Raw genomic sequence first — 5,506 nt, forward strand, 5'->3', positions numbered from 1 at the left:
CTTCGGTTAGTCACACGCATTCCCATGCTTCATGGTGGATCGGCGTGATTCATGGCTTGGCGGGCGGGACGCACGTTTTAGGTGTGTTGCCTACTTTGGCCATGCCATCCCGCACGGCGGCGGCGGCTTATTTGATTTCATTTTCAGCCGGAACCATGATCGCTATGGCTGTTTTTTCAGCCGGAATCGGATGGATTTCTGTCAAATTGATCCATCGCAGTGTGCCGCTGCACTCCCTGCTGATGGGCTCGGGTGTTGTCTGCATAGGCCTTGGATTTTACTGGCTATGGAGTTGATATGCACGAAATGTCCATTGCACAAGAATTAATTCGTCAGATCGAAGAACATGTGTCTGCCGAACGCAGACCTTCAGTCCGGAACATCGCATTGCGGATCGGTACGCTGTCATCCATTTTGCCGGAATCGCTGACGTTTTGTTTCGATGCATTAGTTAACCAGACGCCTTTACAATCCGCGAAACTTTCGATTGAGTTGGTGCCTTACACTCTTCACTGTACCGCCTGCAACCATTCTTTCGAACCGGAAGGTTGGGCGCATGTTTGTCCGAAGTGCGGCAGTTCACAACTCATTTCCCAAACCGGACAAGAATTGGAACTCGCCTACATCGAATTGGAAGAATCCCCATCGGAGGTTGTATGAACAGCATGATCACTGTTGAAAGAAAAGTTCTTGAAAAAAATGACGCCATCGCATCACGGCTACGCCAGACATGGTCATCACAAAAAATTTTTACGGTTAATTTCGTGAGTTCACCCGGATCCGGAAAAACAAGTTTGCTGGAAGCCACCATCCGGCGATTAAAAAATACAATGCCGATGGCCGTCATTGAAGGCGACGTGCAAACTGACCTCGACGCTCAACGGATTCACGCATTGGATGTTCCCGTAGTGCAGATCGTTACCAACGGCGCCTGCCATCTCGAAGCACAATTGGTAGACGACGCTTTTAAGCGCCTCGACGAAAAAAACATTCGCCTGCTGATGATTGAAAACGTCGGCAACCTGGTTTGTCCTTCCAGTTATGATCTGGGTGAAGACATGAAAATTGTTGTGGTCAGCGTGACGGAAGGCGACGACAAACCGCTGAAGTATCCCGGGATGTTTATTAAAGCATCCGTTTTGATTATTAATAAAATTGATCTCTTGCCGTACGTTCATTCGGATATTGCTACGCTACGAGGGAATGCGTTGTCGATCAATCCGTCCTTGCGTGTATTTGAAATTTCCTGTACGACCGGAGAGGGAATGGATCCGTGGTGCGCATGGCTTCATTCACAAATCAAAGGATAATGATGCAACAGCGTTTCCACATCGTTATTCATGGCGCCGTTCAAGGCGTGGGGTTCCGGCCATTTATATACAATCTGGCCAAAGCCCTCAGTCTCCGCGGTTTTATCACCAATACGCCGCAAGGCGTTTTAATAGAAGCCGAGGGCGATCGGGATCGTTTGTACGATTTCCTGTTGAGGATATCCACTGACAAACCCAAACTGGCCGTCATTCAAAGTCTGGAATATTCTGTTTTCGATCCGGTCAACGACATGACTTTTGAAATTCGCGAAAGTGCATCGAACGGACATCGGTCGGCTTTTATTCTTCCGGATATTGCAACATGCCCTGACTGTTTAACCGAACTCTGGGATCCTCATAATCGCCGGCATTTATATCCTTTTATCAACTGCACTCACTGCGGTCCGCGTTTTTCCATTATCGAACAATTGCCTTATGATCGCCCGAATACTACGATGAAAGATTTTACTTTGTGTCCGGAATGTTTTGCGGAATATAACAATCCTCTCGACCGTCGATTTCATGCCCAGCCGACGGCTTGTCCGGTTTGCGGTCCGCAAGTGCGATGGACCGATAATACCGGCCATGTTTTGGCCGCCAGACACACGGCAATGGTTGCAGCCGGTGAAGCGATTCTGAACGGAAAAATTGTTGCCGTCAAAGGTCTCGGCGGATATCAATTATTTTGCCTCGCGGAAAATCCCGAAGCCGTATTTCGCCTGCGTCAACGTAAACGCCGCGATGAAAAACCGTTTGCCGTGATGGCCCCGGACGAACATTGGATTCATTCCGTCTGCAATGTTTCTCCGATGGAATTGCGTCTCTTGCATTCCACCGAATCGCCAATTGTCTTGTTGCAACGGCGTGAAATGTCACGCGACGGTTTGGATGCCATTGCGCCGTCTAATGCATTCCTCGGCGTCATGATGCCTTACACACCGTTGCATCACATCCTGATGCATTTGATCGGCAAACCGGTCATCTGCACCAGCGGCAATTTGAGTGAAGAACCGATTTGCATTGACGACCACGAAGCATTGGCGCGACTCCATACGATTGCGGATTATTTTTTAATGCATGACCGCCCGATCCGCCGGCATGTGGACGATTCGGTTGTACGATTTTTATTAGGCCGGGAACTCATTCTCCGACGGGCGCGCGGGTATGCGCCGATGCCTGTACCGATAGAGTGCGTATCACCACCCATTCTTGCTGTCGGCGGGCACTTGAAAAACACGATTGCACTCGCATTCGACGGGCAAGTATTTTTAAGCCAACACATCGGCGACCTGTCAAGCACTGAAGCGTATGACGCCTTTACGCGCGTCACCAACGATTTGATCACTTTATACGATACCAAACCCGCCGTCATCGCAACGGATGAACATCCCGATTATCTTTCAACCAAATTCGGTAATGAACAATCTGTTACCGTCATGGCTATTCAACATCACGAAGCACACGTTGCCGGTTGTTATGCTGAAAACAAATTAAAGGGAAGAGTCCTTGGTGTAGCTTGGGACGGCACGGGATTGGGCTCCGACGGAACCATTTGGGGTGGAGAATTTTTTGAATATGACGGACACCAATGTTCACACGTTGCTCAACTTCATCCGTTCTTATTGCCCGGAGGTGAGACGGCTGTCCGTGAGCCACGGCGCTCGGCAATGGGATTACTGTTTTCAATGGCCGGTGAATCCATATTCGAGCAACCTCTTTCCGTGTGGTCCTGTTTTACGGGAGAAGAAAAAAGAATTTTTCAGACCCTACTCACCAAAAATATTTGCACTGTCCAAACAAGCAGCGCCGGGCGCTTGTTCGACGCCATTGCCGCTATTGTCGGAATCGCTGCGATCAATTCATACGAAGGCCAGGCCGCTATGCGTCTTGAACATCAGGCGCTTGGCAAAGCGGTCGAACCCTATCCGTTCCATCTTATTCATCATTCGCCAATTCTTTTAGACTGGAAGCCGATGGTAGAAAAAATTTTAGATGACTTAGGCAAAATACCCCGTCGTGAAATTGCCGCTGCTTTTCACGAAACTTTAGCGGCGATGATCGTGAGCGTGGCCGAAAAATTAGGTCATGATCGTGTTGTACTCAGCGGCGGTTGTTTCCAGAACGGCTATCTTCTGGAGCGTGCGGTCGAGCGGATCCAAAACAGCGGACGGCGTGCGTACTGGCACCAACGGGTACCGCCGAATGACGGCGGATTGTCCTACGGTCAGGCGGCTTATGCGGTAGGAAAGTATCATTTTACACCGGAGAACGCAGAACACGCAGAGGAATTAAATGTTTAAAACATTTAATCTCAAGAATTCTGCAATGAATTTTTAAAAAATATTTTGACTCGGTATTCTCTGCGATCTCTGGTGAATAAATAAAAGGATTAAATTATGTGTTTAGCCGTTCCAGGTAAAATTCTCTCCATCCAGTCCGGCGATAGCGGGCTGCGAATGGCACAAGTCAGTTTTGGAGGCATTGGAAAAAGCGTTTGCCTCGAATGGCTTCCCGACGCCAAAGTCGGCGATTACGTAATGGTCCATGTCGGTTTTGCGCTAAGTAAAATCGACGAAAAGGACGCCGAAGAAACATTACGGCTTTTGCATGAAATGGGCGACCTCGATCAGGAATTGCGTAGCGATACGGATCAATACCGGCAAGGAGGCACGCCATGAAATATCTCGACGAATTTCGTGATGCAGCGGCCGCCAAAATTCTGGCCAAAGAAATTCAACGGACCATCAGCAAGCCGTGGACGATCATGGAAATTTGCGGCGGTCAGACACACACGATTCTGAAATATGGAATCGAAACCATGCTGCCGCCTGAAGTGACGCTGGTGCACGGGCCCGGCTGTCCTGTATGCGTAACCCCTCTCGAAATGATCGACAAGGCGTTGGCCATTGCATCAAGACCGGATGTCATCTTCACTTCTTTTGGTGATATGCTGCGAGTACCCGGCAGCCATGAAGATCTCTTGAGCATTAAAGCGCGCGGCGCCGATATCCGAATGGTGTACTCCCCGCTCGATGCCGTTCAGCTCGCTTCCGCAAGACCTGATAAAAATATCGTTTTTTTCGCCGTGGGATTCGAAACGACTGCGCCGGCTAACGCCATGGCCGTAATGGAAGCCAGCCGGCGAAATCTGAAAAATTTTTCCATATTGTGTTCTCACGTACTGGTTCCACCGGCGATTGACGCGCTCCTGTCGGCGCCAGAACACCGTATCCAGGCTTTTCTTGCGGCCGGTCATGTATGTACGGTCATGGGATATGAAGAATATTTTCCACTATCAAAAAAATTTCGCGTGCCTATCATTGTGACGGGATTTGAACCTGTGGATATTTTGCAAGGGATACTCATCGCTATTCAGCAATTGGAGGTCGGACGGTGTGAAGTGGAAAATCAATACCGAAGAGTCGTAAGCCCTAAAGGTAATATTCCTGCCCGTCAATTATTGGCGACAGTTTTTGAAATAACCGACCGTGCCTGGCGCGGCATCGGAAAGATTCCGGCTTCAGGTTATCGGCTAAAAGATTCTTTCAGTGCATTTGATGCTGAGAAAGTTTATAACGTCGGCCATATTGTTACCAGCGAGCCCGGTACTTGTATTGCAGGTGAAGTTCTGCAAGGATTACGCAAACCGACGACATGCCAGGCTTTTGGAAAAGAATGTACGCCTGAACATCCTCTTGGCGCGCCCATGGTTTCTTCCGAAGGCGCTTGCGCGGCGTATTTTCATTACGGCAAAATACGCCCAATGAAAACTCAAAGTAAAATGAATTAAAAATTCACTCGTTGCTATAAAAAGGATCTTGATTTATGCTTGATGACTCTTCGAAAAAAAATGACTCTGGCCTATCGGATTCGTTAGCCTGCCCCCTTCCAAAAAACAACTATGAACAGATCTTGCTGGCGCACGGCGGAGGCGGCACTTTATCTCATCAATTACTGCAATCTGTTTTTATGCCGGCATTCCGAAATTCCATCCTCAGCGAAGGCCATGACGGCGCGTTATTAAAAGTCGGCAAGGAACGACTGGCCATGTCAACGGATTCGTATGTGGTCAATCCGATTTTTTTTCCGGGAGGCAATATCGGCGATCTTGCTATCAATGGAACGATCAACGATCTGGCTATGTGCGGAGCCGTTCCGAAATTTCTTTCGGCAGGTTTTATTCTTGAAGAAGGCCT

Annotated in this window: 7 protein-coding genes; all 7 read left to right on the plus strand. The window is 48.8% G+C overall.

Translation table 11 applies throughout. From position 1 onward, the window contains the following. On the plus strand, window positions 1-296 hold a 296-nt coding region (locus K1X84_16570; protein ID MBX7153243.1), incomplete at its 5' end, for a High-affinity nickel transporter. A 1-nt stretch (window position 297) separates the two neighbouring features. Beyond that, complete coding sequence (gene hypA / locus K1X84_16575; protein ID MBX7153244.1) at window positions 298-660, plus strand: hydrogenase maturation nickel metallochaperone HypA; 363 nt, start codon at window positions 298-300, stop codon at window positions 658-660. A gap of 5 nt (window positions 661-665) precedes the next feature. Beyond that, a complete protein-coding gene (hypB, locus tag K1X84_16580) occupies window positions 666-1,310 on the plus strand; it encodes a hydrogenase nickel incorporation protein HypB (protein MBX7153245.1) in 645 nt (214 codons plus the stop codon). 2 nt (window positions 1,311-1,312) lie between these two features. Further along, the gene (gene hypF, locus K1X84_16585; GenBank protein ID MBX7153246.1) at window positions 1,313-3,610 is read left to right on the plus strand and encodes a carbamoyltransferase HypF; all 2,298 of its coding nucleotides are present in this window, start codon (window positions 1,313-1,315) and stop codon (window positions 3,608-3,610) included. Between the two features lie 96 nt (window positions 3,611-3,706). Next, on the plus strand, window positions 3,707-3,988 hold the full coding sequence (locus K1X84_16590) for a HypC/HybG/HupF family hydrogenase formation chaperone (GenBank protein MBX7153247.1): 282 nt from the start codon (window positions 3,707-3,709) through the stop codon (window positions 3,986-3,988). After that, complete coding sequence (gene hypD, locus K1X84_16595; protein ID MBX7153248.1) at window positions 3,985-5,100, plus strand: hydrogenase formation protein HypD; 1,116 nt, start codon at window positions 3,985-3,987, stop codon at window positions 5,098-5,100. The genes K1X84_16590 and hypD overlap by 4 nt, the downstream gene beginning before the upstream one ends. Before the next feature lie 35 nt (window positions 5,101-5,135). After that, the coding region (locus K1X84_16600) for a hydrogenase expression/formation protein HypE (protein MBX7153249.1) at window positions 5,136-5,506 on the plus strand (371 nt) is incomplete at its 3' end.

It is taken from the genome of bacterium, from assembly GCA_019695335.1.
Classification (GTDB): Bacteria; CLD3; CLD3; order SB21; family SB21; genus JABWBZ01.

Excerpts from the sequence above, each read along its gene's own strand:
- hypA (MBX7153244.1), top strand. The coding sequence starts at position 298 with ATGCACGAAATGTCCATTGCACAAGAATTAATTCGTCAGATCGAAGAA.
- hypB (MBX7153245.1), top strand. The coding sequence starts at position 666 with ATGATCACTGTTGAAAGAAAAGTTCTTGAAAAAAATGACGCCATCGCA.
- hypF (MBX7153246.1), top strand. The coding sequence starts at position 1,313 with ATGCAACAGCGTTTCCACATCGTTATTCATGGCGCCGTTCAAGGCGTG.
- K1X84_16590 (MBX7153247.1), top strand. The coding sequence starts at position 3,707 with ATGTGTTTAGCCGTTCCAGGTAAAATTCTCTCCATCCAGTCCGGCGAT.
- hypD (MBX7153248.1), top strand. The coding sequence starts at position 3,985 with ATGAAATATCTCGACGAATTTCGTGATGCAGCGGCCGCCAAAATTCTG.